This is a genomic window from Quatrionicoccus australiensis (genome assembly GCF_020510525.1).
GTDB lineage: Bacteria > Pseudomonadota > Gammaproteobacteria > Burkholderiales > Rhodocyclaceae > Azonexus > Azonexus australiensis_B.
This window is the reverse complement of sequence record NZ_CP075188.1, coordinates 1,016,518-1,034,782: the sequence shown is the minus strand read 5'-3', so window position 1 is coordinate 1,034,782 and position 18,265 is coordinate 1,016,518. Positions and strand designations below refer to the sequence as shown.

17 protein-coding genes are annotated in these 18,265 nt (G+C 62.8%); 11 read left to right on the top strand and 6 right to left on the bottom strand.

Translation table 11 applies throughout. The annotated features are described in order from the left end of the window. Both nirD and nirB read right to left on the bottom strand, forming a co-directional pair. Complete coding sequence (gene nirD / locus KI612_RS05045; RefSeq protein ID WP_226442736.1) at positions 1–339, bottom strand: nitrite reductase small subunit NirD; 339 nt, start codon at positions 337–339, stop codon at positions 1–3. Positions 340–357: 18 nt separating this feature from the next. Then, complete coding sequence (gene nirB / locus KI612_RS05040) at positions 358–2,889, bottom strand: nitrite reductase large subunit NirB (protein ID WP_226442735.1); 2,532 nt, start codon at positions 2,887–2,889, stop codon at positions 358–360. Here nirB and KI612_RS05035 point away from each other — a divergent pair. After that, positions 2,888–3,094 carry a hypothetical protein gene (locus tag KI612_RS05035; RefSeq protein ID WP_226442734.1) on the top strand — a complete coding sequence of 69 codons (207 nt, stop codon included), beginning with the start codon at positions 2,888–2,890 and terminating at the stop codon, positions 3,092–3,094. The genes nirB and KI612_RS05035 overlap by 2 nt on opposite strands. 183 nt (positions 3,095–3,277) lie before the next feature. On the opposite strand, the gene KI612_RS05030 is transcribed toward KI612_RS05035, so the two are convergent. Together KI612_RS05030 and KI612_RS05025 are read right to left on the bottom strand one after the other, a co-directional pair. Then, a complete protein-coding gene (locus tag KI612_RS05030) occupies positions 3,278–4,489 on the bottom strand; it encodes an ISL3 family transposase (protein WP_226441412.1) in 1,212 nt (403 codons plus the stop codon). 243 nt (positions 4,490–4,732) lie between these two features. Continuing rightward, complete coding sequence (locus tag KI612_RS05025; RefSeq protein WP_226442733.1) at positions 4,733–6,073, bottom strand: (Fe-S)-binding protein; 1,341 nt, start codon at positions 6,071–6,073, stop codon at positions 4,733–4,735. Positions 6,074–6,375: 302 nt separating this feature from the next. On the opposite strand from KI612_RS05025, the gene KI612_RS05020 reads away from it, so the two are divergent. Then, positions 6,376–7,491 (top strand): ABC transporter substrate-binding protein, encoded by a 1,116-nt coding sequence (locus KI612_RS05020; protein WP_226442732.1) that lies wholly within the window; start codon positions 6,376–6,378, stop codon positions 7,489–7,491. After that, positions 7,488–9,782, top strand: coding sequence for a hybrid sensor histidine kinase/response regulator (locus KI612_RS05015; protein WP_226442731.1), 2,295 nt, complete (start codon positions 7,488–7,490; stop codon positions 9,780–9,782). The genes KI612_RS05020 and KI612_RS05015 overlap by 4 nt, the downstream gene beginning before the upstream one ends. 103 nt (positions 9,783–9,885) lie before the next feature. Here the strand turns inward: KI612_RS05015 and KI612_RS05010 are convergent, their stop codons facing one another. Continuing rightward, complete coding sequence (locus KI612_RS05010) at positions 9,886–10,800, bottom strand: hypothetical protein (protein ID WP_226442730.1); 915 nt, start codon at positions 10,798–10,800, stop codon at positions 9,886–9,888. After that, positions 10,797–11,948: an alpha/beta hydrolase gene (locus KI612_RS05005; RefSeq protein WP_226442729.1), complete on the bottom strand. Its 1,152-nt coding sequence runs from the start codon at positions 11,946–11,948 to the stop codon at positions 10,797–10,799. The genes KI612_RS05010 and KI612_RS05005 overlap by 4 nt, the downstream gene beginning before the upstream one ends. Before the next feature lie 324 nt (positions 11,949–12,272). On the opposite strand from KI612_RS05005, the gene nifB reads away from it, so the two are divergent. The 8 genes from nifB (at position 12,273) to draG (ending at position 18,263) form a co-directional block, all read left to right on the top strand. Then, positions 12,273–13,781 (top strand): nitrogenase cofactor biosynthesis protein NifB, encoded by a 1,509-nt coding sequence (gene nifB / locus KI612_RS05000; protein WP_226442728.1) that lies wholly within the window; start codon positions 12,273–12,275, stop codon positions 13,779–13,781. Continuing rightward, positions 13,782–14,060 (top strand): 4Fe-4S binding protein, encoded by a 279-nt coding sequence (locus KI612_RS04995; RefSeq protein ID WP_226442727.1) that lies wholly within the window; start codon positions 13,782–13,784, stop codon positions 14,058–14,060. It begins immediately after the preceding gene. Between the two features lie 4 nt (positions 14,061–14,064). Continuing rightward, positions 14,065–14,535, top strand: coding sequence for a thioredoxin domain-containing protein (locus KI612_RS04990; protein WP_226442726.1), 471 nt, complete (start codon positions 14,065–14,067; stop codon positions 14,533–14,535). Positions 14,536–14,596: 61 nt separating this feature from the next. Further along, positions 14,597–15,883: an FprA family A-type flavoprotein gene (locus tag KI612_RS04985; RefSeq protein ID WP_226442725.1), complete on the top strand. Its 1,287-nt coding sequence runs from the start codon at positions 14,597–14,599 to the stop codon at positions 15,881–15,883. 16 nt (positions 15,884–15,899) lie between these two features. Next, on the top strand, positions 15,900–16,187 hold the full coding sequence (locus tag KI612_RS04980) for a 2Fe-2S iron-sulfur cluster-binding protein (protein WP_226442724.1): 288 nt from the start codon (positions 15,900–15,902) through the stop codon (positions 16,185–16,187). A gap of 183 nt (positions 16,188–16,370) precedes the next feature. Then, positions 16,371–16,733: a 2Fe-2S iron-sulfur cluster-binding protein gene (locus tag KI612_RS04975; RefSeq protein WP_226442723.1), complete on the top strand. Its 363-nt coding sequence runs from the start codon at positions 16,371–16,373 to the stop codon at positions 16,731–16,733. A gap of 10 nt (positions 16,734–16,743) precedes the next feature. Next, positions 16,744–17,316, top strand: a complete 573-nt coding sequence (locus tag KI612_RS04970; RefSeq protein WP_226442722.1) for a nitrogen fixation protein NifQ — start codon at positions 16,744–16,746, stop codon at positions 17,314–17,316. Beyond that, a complete protein-coding gene (draG, locus tag KI612_RS04965) occupies positions 17,295–18,263 on the top strand; it encodes an ADP-ribosyl-[dinitrogen reductase] hydrolase (protein ID WP_226442721.1) in 969 nt (322 codons plus the stop codon). Before KI612_RS04970 ends, draG begins: the two co-directional genes overlap by 22 nt. Positions 18,264–18,265: the final 2 nt, after the last annotated feature.

Here is an 18,265-nt window from a genome sequence, read left to right as displayed (position 1 = left end):
TCAGGAAACGGCGACGAGCACGTCGTCGCCGCGAACTTGCACGGGGTGGGCGCGGACAGAGTGTTCCGGTGCCTCCAGGCATTCGCCCGTGTTCAGGTCAAAGTGGTTCTTGTAAAGTGGCGAGGCGACAACGACGCGCTCGCCGAGACTGCCGACCAGGCCGCGCGACAGCACGCTGGCGCCGGAACGCGGGTCGACGTTGTCGAGCGCGAGGTAACGCTCACCGGCAAGCCTAAAGACAGCGACGTGGCGGCCGGCGACAAGCGCGCAGACGCCGGTACCGGGAAGGATTTCGGAGGTCTTGCAGACGACCGTCCAGGGCAGGTTTTCGGGGGCCATGCGGGACTCCAGTAAAGATCAGGCGGTGAGCGGATCGGCAGCGGCGAAGGCCCGCTCTTCGTCGCGAGCGGGCCGGATCTGGCCGCGTTCGCGGACGAAGACGATGCGCTGGTCGGGCTGCTCGCTGTTGACGAAGGAACGGAAACGCTGGCGTACCGCCGGGTCGCTGACCGCCGTTTTCCATTCACACTGGTAGGTATCGACCACGTGCTGCATCTGTGCCTCAAGTTCGCTGGCGATGCCCAGGCTGTCGCCAATGAGCACCTCCTTGAGGTAGTCGAGGCCACCGTCCAGGCTCTCGCGCCAGGTGCTGGTACGTTGCAGGCGGTCGGCGGTGCGCACGTAAAACATCAGGAAGCGGTCGATCAGGCGAATCAGCCCGGCCTTATCGAGGTCGCTGGCGATCAGTTCGGCGTGGCGCGGCTTCATACCGCCATTGCCGCAGACATAGAGGTTCCAGCCGTGCTCGGTGGCGATGATGCCGATATCCTTGCCCTGCGCCTCGGCGCATTCGCGGGTACAGCCGGAGACGCCGAATTTGATCTTGTGCGGCGCGCGCAGGCCCTTGTAGCGGTTTTCCAGCTCAACTGCGAGACCGACCGAGTCATCAACGCCGTAGCGGCACCAGATGCTGCCGACGCAGCTCTTCACGGTGCGCAGCGACTTGCCGTAGGCGTGGCCGGATTCGAAGCCGGCGGCGATCAGTTCTTCCCAAATCAGGGGCAATTGCTCGACGCGGGCGCCGAACAGGTCGACGCGCTGACCGCCGGTGACCTTGGTGTAGAGGCCGTATTTCTTGGCCACCTGGCCGACCGCGATCAGCCCGTCCGGCGTCACCTCGCCACCCGGCATGCGCGGCACCACCGAGTAGGTGCCGTCCTTCTGGATGTTGCCGAGGAAGTAGTCGTTGCTGTCCTGCAGGCTGGCGAGTTCGCCCTTGAGCACGAACTCGTTCCAGCACGAGGCGAAGATCGAGGCTGCCGTCGGCTTGCAGATGTCGCAGCCGAGGCCCTTGCCGTGACGGGCGAGGAGATCGTCGAAGCTGCGGATTTCGCCGACCCGAATCAGGTGGAAGAGCTCCTGGCGCGAGTACGGGAAATGTTCGCAAAGATGGTTGTTGACCGTCAGACCGAGGCGCGCCATCTCCGCCTTCATGACCTGGGTGACCAGCGGCACGCAGCCGCCGCAGGTGGCGCCGGCCTTGGTGCAGGCCTTGATTTCACCGATGGTCGTGGCACCGGCGGCGACCGCCTGACAGATGTCGCCCTTGCTGACGTTGTTGCACGAGCAGATCTGCGCGCTGTCGGGCAGGGCATCGACGCCGAGGCCGGGTTTGGCCTTGCCGTCGCCGGCCGGGAGCACCAGGAATTCGGGATCGGCAGGCAGCGCGATGCCGTTCAGCGTCATCTGCAGCAGCGTGCCGTACTCGTCGGCATTGCCGACCAGCACGGCGCCGAGCAGGCGCTTGCCGTCGGCGCTGACGACGATCTTCTTGTACACCTGCTTGCACTCGTCGGCGTAGCGGAAGCTGCGGCAGCCCGGCGTTTTGCCCTGGGCGTCGCCGATGCTGGCGACGTCGACACCCATCAGCTTGAGCTTGGTGCTCATGTCGGCACCGGCAAAGGTGGCCCCACTATCGCCGGCGAACTGGCGGGCTACGACACGGGCCATTTCGTAGCCGGGGGCAACCAGACCGAACATCTGGTCACGCCACGCGGCACACTCGCCGATCGCGTAGATATCTGGGTCGCTGGTACGACAATGATCGTTAATCACGATGCCACCCCGCGAACCTACAGCCAAGGCATTGCGCCGGGCCAAATCGTCACGCGGCCGGATACCGGCGGAAAAAACAATCATGTCCGTTTCCAGGTGAAAACCATCGTCAAAAACCAGACGATGGCGCGCCGTCGCGCCGTCGCGGATTTCCTGGGTGCTACGACTGGTATGGACACGTACGCCAAGCGCCTCGATCTTGCTGCGCAGGATGCGGCCGCCGTCATCATCGACCTGCACCGCCATCAGCCGCGGCGCGAATTCGACGACGTGGGTTTCGAGACCAAGATCGCGCAAGGCCTTTGCACATTCCAGCCCCAGCAGGCCACCACCGATGACGACACCACTACGCGACAATTTGCCGGAGGCCTGCATCGCCTCGAGATCTTCGATGGTGCGATAAACAAAGCAGTGTTTGCGCTCCCTTCCCTTGATCTCAGGAACGTAGGGATAGGAGCCGGTCGCGAGCACCAGCTTATCGTAAGCCAAGGTTTCTCCGTCCAGCGTCATCACAGTCTTGTGTCGGCGATCAATCGCGACGGCCCGACTCTGCAGACGGATACGGAAGCCACTTGCGGCGAAAAAGCCGTCATCGGCGAGCGCGAGGTCGGCTGCACTCTTGCCGGAAAAAAACTCGGAAAGATGAACGCGGTCATAGGCCATGCGCGGCTCTTCGCATAGGACCGTCAGTTCGACATCGGGAAGCTGGAGTTGGTGCAGTTCCTCAAGGAACTTATGGCCCACCATACCGTGGCCAACGAGGATTATCTTCATGTTTGGTTCTGCCCGGCCACAAACGGGGACTTCGCGCATTACCGTGATCACCGGGTTTGCCGGGATCTGCATGAAAGCCTCCGCGAATCGCGGCACATTGTCGGTTTGGAATTACCGGAAAGACAAACTGCTCAATCCGGATTCCGCCGTCTTTGGCGGAGGCTGCTGCACAATGCAACTCTGCAATTGGCGCGAACAGGCATAAGCATGAGTCGTGCCATTAGAAAATCAGCAATTTTCCACGGAAAAAGCCAAGCCCACACCCCGGAACGGCCCCCGTCCGCACCACAAACGTGCCACAAAATCCAAATTGGTGCATTTATTCACCGACAAACCAGGCCGGTAAAATGGCCCTACCGCTTGACCATCGCTGCACCATTTTTAAGGTTCATCGCGCTTTACCGGGGAATGCGGCCTTGATCTTCAGGAAGAAGTAGGCTGAGTCACGAAATCCGTAGGCCATGCGCTTGATGACCTTGATCCGATTATTGACGCCCTCGAGGATGGAGGAATTCATTGGGTAGATGGCGGAAGCGAGAATCCCACGGAGATACTTCCGTAATCGCCTAGCGAACTGGATGGCGGGAGCAAGTTGGCTTTCGATGGCAAGGCGATACCAGCGCCGCCACCGTTGTGCCCCCTCTCGGACGGACGGGGCAAACCAGATTTCCTTGAGTTCGGTTTTCAGGAGATAAACAGTTGCCAACGGTGCGTTGGCGGCAAGTAACTCCTCGAGTTTGACGGCCTGCTCCTCTTGCAGGTTATCCCGGTTGCGCAGCAGGAGCCAACGGCTGCGCTTGATCACTTTTCGAGCCGCGGGTTGCTCGCGCAGGGCGTTGGCCTGATCGACGCGAACGCGATCGACCACATCACGGCCAAAGCGCGCCACCACATGAAAGAGGTCATAGACGACTTCGGCATTGGGGCAGTGTTTGCGCACTTCCAAATCGAATGCGGTATTCATGTCCATCGCGACGGCTTCGATCTGTCGGCAAGCTTCCTCCCCGAGCAATTCAAAGAAAGGCCGAATGGCCTCCCGACTATTGCCTTCTCCGACCCAGAGTACCCGCATGCACTGGGCGTCCATGACGACGGTGGCGTAGCGATGCCCTTTGTGCAACGCAAACTCGTCCATGACCAAGCGCCGGCTCCCCTTGGCGTTGAATTCACCGTGCAGGCGCTCCAGGCGCTGATGGTCAATGGCCTTGATCGTGTGCCAGTGAAGCCCTGTCAGTTGGGCGACATGAGCAATCGGCAGGAGTTGCGCCAGGGCTTCCACCCAGGCCCGGACCCGGTGGGTGATTCGGCTGCGCTTGTCCAGCCAGGCAATCTGCTCCACCACCCGAGCACCACAGTGATGGCAGTCCATCCGGCGAATCGGCACATCCAACCAGACTCGACGATCAAACCAGTCGCGCTCTCTGATGCGTCGCCGATTCCGTTCGTGAACCAGAACGCAAGGGGCTTGGCAGGATCCGCAACAGGCGAGTATTTCTGGTGCTTCGGAGAGACTGATCAGCAGAGAGCCGTCGGCCTCTTCGCAACACGAATCAACAACATGCCCTTCCCAGAATTGAAGGGCCAACATAGCATTCGACATGGCAGGGGTTTGGAAGATTGACTTGTTTGGCGACGATCAATCTACCAACGCCGAACCCCTGCCTCCTATCTCCGCTTCAATCCGTCAAGCCCCGCTTCCCCGGTAAAGCGCGATGAACCATTTTTAAGCCCTCTTCAGGAAAAACAAAAACACAGCTCGACCGCGACTTCCCTGCAGCAAACCTGATCGGGATAGCTCAAGCAAGCAACCCGAGCCCGACCAACAACATGCGTCAAGTGCCGCCTAGTCCAATGCCCGCTGCAGCAGCACCGCTACATGAATGGCTTGCCGGCCGCTGCCGTCGGCGATCTGGTGGCGGCAGGAGAAGCCGTCGGCGACGATCAGCGTTTCCGGCGCCGCGGCCCGCACCGCCGGAAACAGCGCCAGTTCGCCCATCGCCAGCGAAGCCTCGTAATGCTCGGCTTCCAGCCCGAAGCTGCCGGACATGCCGCAGCAGCTGGCGTCGATGATCTCGAACTCGAATTCCGGGATCCAGGCGAGCACCTTCCTGACCGACTTCATCGCGCCGAAGGCCTTCTGGTGGCAATGCCCGTGCACCAGCGCCTTGGCACCGGTCAGCGGCTTCAGTTCAAGCTTCATCCCCTTGTTGGCCTCGCGCATCAGGAATTCCTCGAACAGGAAGGCCTGTTTGCCGACTTGCGCCACGTCCGGGCCGAGCGACAGGCTGTAGAACTCGTCGCGCAGGGCGAGCAGGCAGGAGGGTTCCAGCCCGATGATCGGCGTTCCGGCTGCCAATGCCGGCGCCAGCGCCGCCATGACCCGTTTGCCTTCAAGTTTGGCCGCATCGACCATGCCTTGCGACAGGTAAGTCCGGCCGCAGCACAGCGGCCTTTCCGGCTCGCCGTCATCGGCCGCTGGGAGCAGCAGCTCGACGGCGTAGCCGGCAGCCGTCAGCACTTCGCGCGCAGCCGTGGCGACTTCCGGCGTGTAGTAATGCGTGAAGGTATCGACAAAAAGGATCACTTTGCCGCGTTGACCGCTGGCCGGCGCATCTTCGACCGGAAGCGGGCCGCCGACGATTTCCGGAATCGGCCGCTGTGCCGCGATGCCCAGCCGGCGCTCGGCGAGCGCCGCCAGCCAGGGCGAGGCGTTACGCCAGCGCACGAGCAGCGCCAGGGGCGTCCGCCAGCGATGCAACCAGGCCGGCAGCGCGCCGAACAGGCGGGCGCGCCGCGAGACCCCGTGCCGCTCATTTTTCTGCGCCAGGTATTCGGTCTTGATCAGGGTCATGTCGACGGCGCTCGGACATTCCTTCTTGCAGCCCTTGCACGACACGCAGAGATCCATCGCCGCCGCCAGGTCGGGATGAAAAAAGGGCTCGGCGCCGAGTTCACCGTTGAGCGCCGCCTTGAAGGCCTTGACGCGCGCCCCGGTCGAATGCGCCGGATCGTGCGTGATGCGGTAGCTCGGGCACATGACGCCCTTGCCGTCGCGCTGGCACTGGTGATTGTTCATGCACACGGCAACCGCCTTGGCGTAGTTGCCGCCGGTCGCCGGAATGCCGGCATAAGCGTCGCCGGCACCATAGGTATCGTAGGCCAACCAGTCGAGATGGGTTTTCATATAGAGCACCAAGCAAGAGCAACGCCACCGGGAAAACACGCAGAATCAGGCAGATAGGCAAGGTGCATTTGTCGACAATGCAACAAACATTACGCTCGGCCAGGCCATGCCGCCACAAGCCCGGCCCCGGGCCATCGGCAGGCTTTGCGGGCCGCCTGCGAAAGGCGCCGGTTAAGCATCCGGAATGGCCGAATCCCGCATGGCTACTGGCATTGCGCTTGACCCTCCCGGGGCCGGGTGGTAAAAAACCTCCTCGCCACGGAGATGGCTAAAAGACAACAAGAATCGAGGAGGGAGATGCCATGATCTTGCCTGGAACTTCGCGGCTGTTCGGCGCGTGCAGCCTGCTGCTCGCACTGGCCGCCTGCACGCCGCCCGAGCCGATCCGGATCGGCCTGCTGGCAGGGCTGTCCGACCGCGGCTCCGATTTTGGCGAAAGCGTCCGCAATGGCGTCATCCTTGCCGTCGAGCAACAGAACCAGGCCGGTGGCATCAATGGCCGCAAGATCGAACTGCTCGTGCGCGACGACGGCCAGGACAAGGAAAAGGCCAGACAGGCCGCCCAGGAACTGATCGCGCAGCACCCCGACATCATCATCGGGCCGGTCACCAGTTCGATGGCGGCCGTGGTCATGCCGCTGATGAATCAGGCCGGCCAGATCATCATCAGCCCGACCGTGGCATCGACAGACTTTTACGGCAAGGATGACAACCTCTTCCGCGTCAATTGCACGACCCGCGAGGCCGCCATCCAGCATGCCCGGGTGCTCTACGCGCGCGGCAGCCGCCGGGTTGGCCTCGCCTTCGATGCCTCCAACCTGCCCTTTGGCGAAACCTGGGTGAAGGGATTCTCTTCCGAGTTCGAAAAACTGGGCGGCGTCACCAGCGGCACCGCCGGTTTCGAATCGACAGCGAGCACCCGTTTTTCCGACGTCATCAATCGCCTGCTGGCCGACCGGCCGGACGCGCTGATCTTTGTCGCCAGCACGCTCGACACGGCACGCCTGGCGCAGCAGGCCCGCCGTCTCGCCCCCGGCCTGCCGCTCAGTTCATCGGAATGGGCGGCCTCCGGCGAAGCGCTCAGTGAAATGGGCGGCAGCGCCGTCGAAGGCATGCTGATGACCCACGCCTACAACCGGGACGATCCGGGAGTGGCCTACCAGAATTTCCGCAGCGCCTTCAAACAGCGCTTCCAGCGCGAGTTCGGCTCCTTCTCGCTGCTTGCCTACGACACGGCCAATGTTGTCTTTGCCGCGCTGCAGAAACGCGACAAGGATGAAGACATGAAGGCAGCCCTGCTCAAATACGGCCCCTACCAGGGCGTGCAGCAGGAAATCCGCTTCGATGCCAATGGCGACGCGACGCGCCGGGTCTTTTTCACCGAAATTCACGACGGCAGCCTGCACCAGCTCAAATGACCCCACCCGCCTTGCGCGAATGGCGACTGCACGCTTACCTCGGCGTGTTGCTCGCAGTAACCTCGGTGCTGACCTTCCTGATCGTCGGCTCGATCTTCCTGCTCACCCGCATTCCGCAGCTGGAATCGGAAATCCGCACCCGCGCCGAAGGCGATGCCCGCGAACTGGCTTTCCGTATCGAAATGCAGATGCTGGCCCAGCAGGAACAACTGGCCCTGGTCGCCAGCGCCCTGGACAACAGTGCATCACCGACTGCGCTGATCAGTCAGGCGGTTGCCGGTGGCAAGGTTTTCCGGGCGCTCTACCTGCTCTCGGCCCGCGGGGAGGTGGTCACCGCCGGCTTGCCGCCGGACTACCGGCATCTCGAACGCGAGGTACTCGGCAGCGACCTCTCCGGCACGCCGCTCTTTCGTGAAGTCAAACTGCGCGGCGGGCCGGTCTGGAGCGACAAATACCTGTCGGCGCTGAGCGGCGTCGTGACGGTCGGACTGGCCGTACCGGCCGGCAACGAGCAGGTGCTGCTGGCGGAAATTCCGCTCAGCTACCTGCTCAACATCCTCGATCGCAACCCCGGGGAAAAACAAAGAGCGATCTGGGTCATCGACCAGCGCGGCGAACTGCTCGCCGATACCGAATCGGCAAAACGGGTCGGCGAACTCAATCTCTACAACTCGCCCATCCTCAATGCCGTGCTCAAGGGCGAAACCCTGCCCACGCAATATGCTTTCAACGGCCGCAGCTATTACGTCGGCGGTGCCCGCTCGGCCGCCCTGGGCTGGTCCTTCATTGCCCGCCTGCCGGCCGGCCTCGACCACCCGGAAATCCGCATGACCGTCCTCATCGTCTGTGGCGGCTTCCTGGCATCCTTGCTGATCGGTTCCCTGCTTGCCCTTTACGGTGCTTCGCGGCTGCTCAGACCGCTGGCCGGCATCGTCCGCCAGGCGCACCAGATCGCCCAAGGCGAAACGGTGGACGCCTGGCCGCGCGGCCGGATTACCGAGTTCAATCACCTTTCCGACGATATCGGCAAGATGGCCAACGCCATTCTCGAACGCGAGCATGAACTGCGCGACATGAACGCCAGCCTGGAAGCGCGGGTCAGCGAGCGCACCACCGCCCTCTACCAGGCCAAGGAAGCGGCCGAAGCGGCCAGCCGCTCGAAGAGCACCTTCCTCGCCAACATGAGTCACGAAATCCGCACGCCACTCAATGCCATCAGCGGCATGGCCCTGCTGATGCGGCGCGCCGGCCTCAGTCCGGAGCAGGGCGAACGTCTGGGCAAGCTCGAAGCGGCCGGTGAACACCTGCTTGAAGTCATCAACATGGTGCTCGACCTCTCCAAGATCGAAGCCGGCAAACTGATACTCGAAGAAAACAGCTTCCCGGTCGGCAGCCTGTTTGAAAATGTCAGTTCGATGCTGCAGCAACGGGCAAGGGAAAAGCAGCTGCACCTGTCCTACACCCTGCCCGAGTTGCCGCCGCTGGTCCTTGGCGACCGGACCCGACTGCAACAGGCGCTGCTCAATTACGCCGTCAATGCCGTGAAATTCACCGAACAGGGCAGCGTCACCCTGCGCGCCGTCATCCTCGAAGAGGATGCCGCCAGCCTGCTGCTGCGCTTCGAGGTCAGCGACACCGGCATCGGCATTGCGCCGGAGGCCCTGCCCCGCTTGTTTACCGCCTTTGAACAGGCGGACGGCTCAACGACGCGCAAATATGGCGGCACCGGGCTGGGGCTGGCGATTACCGCGAAAATTGCCGATGCCATGAACGGCGAAGTGGGGGTCGAAAGCGAACCGGGCAAGGGCAGCACCTTCTGGTTCACCGCCCGCCTGAAAAAGCCGCTACCTCACCCCGTCAGCCAGATTGCTGACGAACTCGATGCCGAGGCCTCCCTGCGCCAGAGCTTTGCCGGCAGCCATGTCCTGCTCGTCGAAGACGAACCGATCAATCGCGAGATCGCCCAGATCCTGCTCGAAGAAATCGGCTTCCACGTCGACACCGCCGAAGATGGCGAACAGGCCGTCGCGCTGTTCCAGCAACAACCGCACTACGCGCTGATCCTGATGGACATGCAGATGCCGCGCATGGATGGTCTGGAAGCGACCCGCCGCATCCGCAGCCAGCCCGGCGGCAAGGAACAGCTGATCATCGCGATGACCGCGAATGCCTTTGCCGAAGACAAGGCACGCTGCCTGGCGGCCGGCATGGATGATTTTGCGACCAAGCCGATTGACCCGGATATCTTCTTCAAGCTGCTGCTCGACAAACTGTCGGCGCGCCAGAAATAATCAGGGCCGGATCGACCGGCCCTGGTGTCACATCAACACGAATCCCCAACGGTCGACCTGCCCGCAACGGCATTTTTGCCCGCTTGCCGCCGCAGGGGCACGTCTACTCGGCCGTCTTTTCGCCGTTACCCCGCTTGAAGAAAAATGCGGCGATGGCCGCCAGGCTGGTGCCGAGCAGGGCAAACAGGCTGTCTACCTGCCTGACCCAGCTTTTGAGCAACTCGATGAATTCCTCGAAGGTCGCCGGCGGCCACGAAGTGACGATGACGCTGCCAAGATAGGGCGTGCTGACGCCGCTCTCCCGGCCGCTGATGCGCGCCGCGACCCGGACCTGCAGTTTCAGCTCGCCGGTCTTCAGCGGCTTGACCAGCCATTGCCAGCGCAGCGGAACCTTGGGCAATACCGGCTGGACGATGGGGCCGGCCGGATTGACCTCGAACTCGCCGTTGAAAACCAGCAGTTCGGCAACCACCTCGTTGCCGAGTTCGACGACCAGCCGCCCGGTATCGACCTCGCCCGCCGCCGGCTTGATCTTCAAGGCCAGATTGCGCCCGAGATCGGCCTCGCCGACTTGTTGATCGAGCCAGAGTTCGACCGGATAACTGCGCCCGATGTGCATCTCGCGCGTCACGCTGTAGGCGAGACTGGCCTCGACCAGTTCGGGCGGCGGCGTTTCGGCTTCGAGGAAGGCGACTTCCGGCGTTTGGCTGGCCGCGCGGCGCGCTCTTACCGGGCGGGCCGAGCCGCGATGCGGGGCGCTCGTTGCGACAGCAACCGGTGCCGCTGCAACAGCCTGCGCCTCGCCCGGTAGCGCATTTTCCGGCGGTGGCGCCGGCAGCGTCGGAGCAGGCACTGGCATTGGCGCCACGGCACTGGCCCGAACCGGCATTTCTGCCGCTGGCGAAGAGTCGACCGCTGACGAGGCGCAGCCGCCGAGTCCAAGCAACAACAGGAGTATTGCCAGCCAGCTCAGCGGTCCACGCCGCAAAAAGGGCAAAAATCCGGAGAACTTGATCATGGCGCCACCTGCATCGTCCAGCAATTGTCGAGATTGGCGTTGCGCGCACGCTGGCGCAGCGCATCGTCCTGCGCCCGACCATCGATGCTCAGGCGGATGTCGGCATTGACGCTGCCGCTCAGGTAATAGCTGTGGCCGGTGAAGTCGCTGACCACCGGCGTGCAATCAACCTGATGGATCTTGTTGTGCAGCTGCGCCGGATGCGCGGCGCCGTTATGGCCGAGGCGCTCCGGATTGCCCTTGGTGTAGTCGGAGACATACATCGCCTTGTCGTGACGGTTGTAATAGAGCGTCACCTGGCGTGCGATCTGGTTGATCCGGCCAAGCGCCTTGCCCTCTTCCAGCGCATCGTCGTCGAGATCGGGCGCACACAGGAAGACATGCTCGAACAGGCGCGGCAGGGCGTTGCCCGGCGAGAAGTCGTAGAGCCGGGCGAGCGCATTTTCGAGCAGGAAATTGCCCATCGAATGGCAGAGCAGATGAATGTCCTGGCCGCACAGTTCACGTCCGCCGGCGCGTGCCTTGTCACGCAGGCCGACCAGGAAATCGCGCACCTTGAGGAAGGCGCGCCCGACCGCACCGCCCGAGCCGGCCGCCTCGGTGCGGTCCGACTTGTAGGACACCCAGGGCAGCGCCGCGCCGTCCGACGGCCAGGAGAAAAGGACGACCGAGAGGTTCTGCGCCGGATCGCGCCGCGGGCTGTTGTCGAGCATCAGTTGCAGGGCCAGTGCGCCACCCACCGCCTCGTTCCACTTGACGTTGAAGCCGTGGATGTAGATCAGCACGTCGCTGCTCGCCTCCATCAGGCACATCAGGTCCTCGAACATGGCGAGCGAGCCGAGCTTGGCATGTTTCTGCGCGACATCGGCAATATCCTTGCTGATCGTCTCGGGATAGACATCGATGCTTGCCGTTGCCGCACAAGTTGCCAGGTACTCGCTGAGTTTCTCGCCATTGCCCCTGCCGAGCGGGCCGACATCGGCCTTGAGGCACTTCTTGATCTGCGCATCGGCGGCCTTGACGGTCAACACGCCAAAACGCAGGTTTTCCATGCCGTCGTCGCTGAACTTGGTGCCGTAGCCATCGGGATGCAAGGCATCGCCCAGATGGTGCCGGTTGGTCGCATAAAACAGTTTCAGGTTTGCCATGCTGCATCTCCCCCCGTGAATGCGTCCGGGCTGCCTGCGGCAGATTACGTCGCCCCGCCCCCGGAATCCTGATGATTGTAGGAGCACGCCGCGCGAAGTCAATCAAATGACATACACCAATGTCTTGAAGCAGCAAATTTTCGAAAACCAGTGAGGGCTGTCAGCCGGCAAAGTCGGAAAGCCCGCGCCGGGCTGTCGCGTTTCTGACAAGGCACCCGACAGAAGCCAAACAACAAACAGACAAGTTATTGATTTAAATAACATAAGACGACTGGCACAGCGATTGCTGAATAGGCTGCGAACCGATTTCGAGGAGCCTTCATCGTGGAACTTCCAGTTATCAGCAATACCCCGCCAGCCGCAGAAGGCGGCGGCTGCGCCTCCAGCGGTTGCGGCAGTGCGCCCGACGCGCTGGCCCACCTGCCCGACCACATCCGCGCCAAGGTTCAGGATCACCCCTGCTATTCCGAAGAAGCGCACCACTACTTTGCCCGCATGCACGTTGCCGTGGCCCCGGCCTGCAACATCCAGTGCAATTACTGCAACCGCAAGTATGACTGTTCCAACGAATCCCGTCCGGGCGTCGTTTCCGAAGTGCTGACGCCGAAACAGGCGATCAACAAGGTGCTCGCCGTCGCGGCCGAAATCCCGCAAATGACGGTACTCGGCATCGCCGGCCCCGGTGACCCTCTCGCCAACCCGGCCCGCACCTTCGAGACTTTTGAAGAGCTTTCGGCGCGCGCCCCGGACATCAAGCTCTGCGTGTCGACCAACGGCCTCAACCTGCCGATGTATGTCGACCGCATCGCCCAGCACAACATCGACCACGTGACGATCACCATCAACTGTGTCGATCCCGAAGTCGGTGCCAAGATCTACCCGTGGATCTTCTGGGAGAACAAGCGCATTTTCGGCGTCGAAGGCGCGCGCATCCTGATCGAGCAGCAGCAGAAGGGTCTGCAGATGCTGACCGACCGCGGCATCCTGGTCAAGGTCAATTCGGTGCTGATCCCCGGCGTCAATGACGAGCATCTCAAGGAAGTCTCGAAGATCGTCAAGGCCAAGGGCGCCTTCCTGCACAACGTCATGCCGCTGATCGCCGAGCCGGAACACGGCACCTACTACGGCATCATGGAACAGCCGGAACCGACGCCCGAGCAACTGCAGGAACTGCAGGACGCCTGTGCCGGCGACATGGCGATGATGCGCCATTGCCGCCAGTGCCGTGCCGATGCGGTCGGCCTGCTCGGCGAGGACCGCGGCGACGAGTTCACCATGGACAAGATCGACGTCATGGAGGTCGATTACGAAGCCGCCATGGTCCGCCGCAAGGAAGTGCACGACTCGATCATCGAACAGCTTGAAGCCAAGCGCGGCAACGTCAAGCCCAAGGCCGAAGAACTCGGCATTCCGGCCGATGCCCGGCCGGTGCTGATGGCGGTCGCCGGCAAGAACGGCGTCGTTGCCGAGCACTTCGGACACGCCCGCGAATTCCTGATCTACGAAGCCTCGCCGGCTGGCGCGCGCTTCATGAGCCATCGCAAGACCGAACTCTACTGCGGCGGCATGGATGCCTGCGGTGACGGCGACGTCGTCGATGCCGGCGCCACGGAATCGCTGCTCGAACGCAACATCCGCATTCTTGAAGGCTGCGAAGTGGTGCTCTGCTCCAAGATCGGCTACGAGCCCTGGGGCAAGCTGGAAGCCGCCGGCATCGTGCCGAATGGTGAACACGCGATGGAGCCGATCGAGGAAGCGGTGATGGCGGTGTACAAGGAAATCGCAGCGACCGGCAAGCTGAGTCCGTCCGCAGAAACCCTGAAGGTGGCGTAAATGGCCCTCCAAATTACCGAATCCTGCGTCAATTGCTGGGCTTGCGTCGATGTCTGTCCGAACGACGCGATCTACGAAGACAAGCCGCATTTCCTGATCGCCGACGATAAATGTACCGAGTGTCTGGGCGATCACAGCGTGCCGCAATGCGCTGCGATCTGCCCGATTGAAATGGCCATCGTCGATGAACTGGGCGCTTTCCTGAACCCGCCCGGTTCGCTGACCGGCATCCCGATTGAAAAGCTGAAGCAATTCGGCCTCTGGAAAGAAGCGGCATAACCCTATGGCAGTTGTCACGTTTTACGAAAAACCCGGTTGCAAGGGCAATCTTCGCCAGAAGACCCTGCTTGCTGCAGCCGGCCACACCGTGCAGGCGAAAAACCTGAAAACCGAGGCGTGGACCGCTGAGCGCTTGCTTGCCTTCCTCGGCAAGCTGCCGATCGGCAGCTGGTTCAACCCGGCGGCACCGGCGATCAAGGCCGGGCAGATCGTGCCGGAGAACCTCGGTTTCGAGCATGCCGTCAATCTGCTGCTCGAAAACCCGCTGCTGATTCGCCGCCCGTTGATGGAAATCGGCGAGGAGCGCATGGTCGGTTTCGATGTCGCAGCGGTCGACGCCTGGATCGGGCTGAATGACGTCGAATTGCCGGCAGGCAATATCGAAGCCTGCGTGCATGGTCCCGAAGGCCACGGCAGCTGCGGCAGCCATGAACATGAGGACGAGGCTGAACATGACGGCTGCGGCGGTCACTGACCACGAGTCCTGCGCCAGCGGGACAATGGTCCCGACTCGGGCCGAAGGCCCGGCCACGAGCGTGAGCAAGGCGCCCGGCAGCTCGGCCGGGGAGCCTTATCTTGCAGTAGAAATCGCGCCGGGCGTCCACTGGGTGGGCGCCCTCGACCCGCATCTGCGCACTTTCGACATCATCCTGAAAACCGCCAACGGCACGAGCTACAACGCTTATGTCGTGCGTGGCGAAACGGGCGTGGCGGTGATCGATACGGTGAAGGAAAGCTTTGCCGACGATTTCTTCCGCCGCCTCGAATCGGTGGCCCGTTACGACGAAATCACCACCATCGTTCTCAACCACCTCGAGCCGGACCACAGCGGCGCCCTGCCCGAGTTGCTGAAGCGCGCACCCCAGGCCCGCGTTTACCTGTCGAGCCGCGCCCAGATGATGCTGAAGGCACTGTTGAAGCCTTCCGGCGAAAAACCGCCCGAATACATTCCGGTCACCACCGACGACACCGTCGACCTCGGCGGCCGGACGCTGCGTTTCCTGCATACGCCCTACCTGCACTGGCCGGACACGCAGTGCACCTATCTCGAGGAAGACGCGATCCTGTTTACCGGCGACGTCTTCGGCTGCCATTTCTGCGACGGTCGGCTGTTCAATGACCGGGTCGGCGATTTCCGCTTTTCCTTCGAGTACTACTACGCCCACATCATGCGCCCCTTCCGCGAGTACGTGCTCGACGCGATGGCGCTGATCGAGCCGCTAGCCCTGCAACTGATCGCGCCGGCGCACGGCCCCATCCTGCGCCACCAGCCGCGCGACTACGTGCTGCGCTACCGCGAACTCGCCTCGCCCCGCCTGTTCAACGAAGCGCGCAGCGAAAAGACCCTGGTCGTCTTCTACATCTCGGCCTACGGCAACACCCGGCGCATGGCCGAAGCGCTGGCCGCCGGTGCCGAACGCATAGACGGCGTACGTGTCTCGCTGTACGACCTCGAAGGCGGCGAATCCGGCATCTTTACCGACCTGATCGAGGAGGCCGACGGCATCGCCATCGGCAGCCCGACCATCAACGGCGACGCCGTACGCCCGATCTGGGACCTGCTCTCCTCGCTGACCACCGTCAACATCAAGGGCAAGCTCGGCGCCGCCTTCGGCTCCTACGGCTGGAGCGGCGAAGCCGTGCGCCTGATCGAGGACCGCCTGCGCGGCCTCAAGCTGCGCCTGCCGGTGGATGGACTGCGCGTCAAGCTGGTGCCGGCTGCCGACGAACTTGAACACTGCCGCAGTCTGGGCGAAAGCCTGGCCCGTCACCTGACCGGCCAGGTCGAACACCGCGAGATCGACATGGCGTCGCTCGCTTAAAACAGGGGAGAAAACAATGCCAAAAGCAAAAGTCACCTTCGAAGACATCGGCGTCACCGTCACCGTTCCGGCCGGCACCCGCCTCATCGAAGTCTCGGAAAAAGTCGGCGCCGGCATCGTCTACGGCTGTCGTGAGGGCGAATGCTGCACCTGCCTGACCAAGGTCATCTCCGGCGGTGAAAACCTCGCGCCGCCGAGCATCCTCGAAGACCAGGTGCTCAAGGACAACCTCGCGCCGCGCGGTCACCGCCTGGCCTGCCAGGCGCAGATCATCGGCGGCGACATCGTCGTCAAACCGGCCTGAAGGCGCGTTGCCCCCATGACTTTGTCGACTTCGCCTTGCCGTGCAATTTGCACTGTCCCACGGGGATTTCCGTTGGTCATCTTCGGCTCGTCTTCGCGTCCTGGGTGCAATGCGCCTTCAGGCAAAGAATAAACAAAACCAACCGCAACAGAGAAACCTCTAAAACCGCTCAGGAGAAATATGATGGCCCTCATTACATTCAGCAGTCACATGCACAAGGACAAGACGGTCTATGCCGTTGCCGGCAGCCACCGCCAGACCGTTCTGGAACTGGCCAAGGAACACCACATTCCGATCGACTTCGGTTGCGGCGATGGCGAATGCGGCACCTGCCTGGTCAAGGTTTCCTCGGTCGATGCCAAGCGCTCGCCGATGGGCGCCCCGCTGACCGATCACGAAGTCGGCGTGCTCAAGGAAATGGGTCACATCACCCAGGCCCAGATCGACCAGATGCGCGTCGACGACCTCTGCCCGACCCAATGGCGTCTGGCCTGCCAGGTCGTGCTGCGCGACGAAGACGTGCTGATCGAATACCCGAGCAAGTGAGTCACCCATCATGAACGGCCCGGACCGCCGCCTCGCCCGCGAAGTCGTCTTCGCGGAACTCCTGCTTGCCCCGTGCAGCAGCAAGGCAGCCGGCGATCCGAACCGTTCATTGCTGGCCAGCATGCTGGCCGGTCAGGGCATGGGCGAAGGTTGCCTGCCGCCCGATCTCGGACTGGGAGAAGAAGTATTTCGCCATCTGCTTGGCGAGTACTTCCCCGGTGCCGACATTTCTGGCCAAACCCGCCAGGTTGAAGCGATTCCCGAATGGAGCGACCTGCAAAAGCTGCTGCTTGAGCATCGCGCCCGCCGGCACCCGTCCGAACTGCTGCTTGCCAATATCGTCGCCACCGCCTGTGCCGGCCGCGACCATCTCTGGCAGGACCTCGGCCTGCTCAACCGGGCCGAACTGAGCACACTGATGTGGGCGAACTTCCCTGCCCTCGCCGCCGCCAACACCGGCGACATGAAATGGAAGAAATTTCTCTACCGGCAATTCTGCTCGCGTGAAGGCATCTACGTCTGCCCCGCGCCCTCCTGTGGTCAATGTCAGGAATACGCCAAATGTTTTGGACCGGAGAACTGATCGCCCGCACCGCACCGGTTCGCCGGCGCGCCGCACCGCCCCCCTGGGCCTCGCTCCGGCTCGACAAGGCAAGCGCTGCCTATCTCGGCCTGGCGATTGGCGACGCACTGGGGGCCAGCGTCGAATTCATGACGCCCAACGAAATTCGCCACACCCACGGCGTACACCGTGACATCACCGGCGGTGGCTGGCTGCGCCTCAAACCCGGCACGGTCACCGACGACACGACGATGGCGCTGGCGCTGGGTGAAGCCATCCTGGCCAGCGGCGGCGTCGATGCCCTTGCCGCGGCGCAGGCTTTCGATGCCTGGATGCGCGCCAAGCCGGTGGACATTGGCAACACGGTGCGCCGCAACCTGATCCAGTTCAGGAAAACGGGCCGGCCGGAAGCGGTCGCCAGCGAACACGATGCCGGCAACGGCGCAATCATGCGCGTCCTGCCGGTTGCGCTGGCCTGTAGCGGTCAACCGCCGGAAAACACCATTTTTGCCTGCCGCGCCCAGGCGCACGTCACGCACAACAACGAACTCTCCGATGCCGCCGGCGAAACCCTGGTCTTCATGGTCCAGGATCTGCTCGCCGGCCGCGAGCCGAGCGAAGTCCGCGCGCGGGCCGATGCCCTGGCCCGCCTGCACCCGCTTTACGCCTTCGACGGCAAACCGCGCGAGAACCCGAGCGGCTATGTCGTGGAAACCATGCAAGCCGTCTTCCAGGCTTTCTTTGCCACCGACAATTTCGAGGACTGCCTGATCGACATCGTCAATCGTGGCGGCGATGCCGACACCACCGGTGCCATCGCCGGCATGCTGGCCGGCGCCCGCTATGGACTGGAAGGCATTCCGAAACGCTGGCTCAAGGTGCTCGATGGCAAAACCAGGGAAGCCTGCGAACGGCAGGCGACCGGGCTGATCAAGCTCGCCGACGAAAAAATCCCGGCCGCGGCCTGATC